The organism is Sebaldella sp. S0638, assembly GCF_024158605.1.
Lineage (GTDB): Bacteria > Fusobacteriota > Fusobacteriia > Fusobacteriales > Leptotrichiaceae > Sebaldella.
Map to the genome: position 1 here is coordinate 1 of NZ_JAMZGM010000276.1, position 874 is coordinate 874.

Consider the following 874-nt stretch of genomic DNA (forward strand, 5'->3'; position numbering starts at 1 on the left):
TTTACATGAAATACAAATTCCTGAAAGGTAAGTCTTTTATTTCCCGTATACACCTGTACTAATGCACTTACTTTTCCTTGTTCATTTATCTCATTCCCTTTGAATCTATAAATTAATACACCGTCTATATCTTTTATCTCACATTCTCCCACCACCACAGCTCCTGACACTTTTGTTACTGTTAATGTTGCTGTTTTCCCTGTCAAATCGAACGGCATTCCGTATTTCCGTAAATTAATTGTTAATGGATATACTTCGCTATCTCCCTGTACATACAGTATATTTGTATGCTTTATATTCTCAAATAATTCTAAATCAACTGAATATTCTTTTCTCATTATTGGAATGCTCCTCTCACCTGTAATTTTGCAGTATACGTTACACCTGCCGTCAAAGTACCGCTATGGACTATTCTTCCTGTTTCTCCTATTACATAGGTTCCTATTAATTCTCCTTTAGTCACACTCCCGTCACTTCCATATATACAGAAGTCTAAACCTTTTGTCCAAGGGCTGTTGTAATACGGGAAATAAGATGGAGGCAAATTTTCCAGTATATTGGCTGTTGCACCATTTACGTTATATCTCACTAATATATCATATGTTAAATACTTCCCCTGCGCTCCTATTCTTACAGTTCTTGTTGTAAATTTAGAAGTGTCACCATAGTCTGTATCTGATACCATTATTGTTTTTGAAGTAGCATTCCCTACATAATTATTCACTGTGTTATAAGTTGATCTTGCTGCTACTTCTACTTTATCTCCTGTTATACTGTACGGAGTATCATAGGAGCTCGAATATCCGCCTGCTATCCTTATTCCGAATTTATTTGTCGGAATTCCATTCTCAAGATAATTTATTAAATATACAGA

At 34.9% G+C, this 874-nt stretch carries 2 protein-coding genes; both read right to left on the reverse strand.

The genetic code is table 11. The features are described from left to right. Positions 1 to 338, reverse strand: a 338-nt coding sequence (locus tag NK213_RS20235; RefSeq protein ID WP_253352705.1) for a BppU family phage baseplate upper protein, incomplete at its 3' end; no start/stop codon positions are given. Next, on the reverse strand, positions 338 to 874 hold a 537-nt coding region (locus NK213_RS20240; protein WP_253352707.1), incomplete at its 5' end, for a hypothetical protein. The genes NK213_RS20240 and NK213_RS20235, both read right to left, overlap by 1 nt.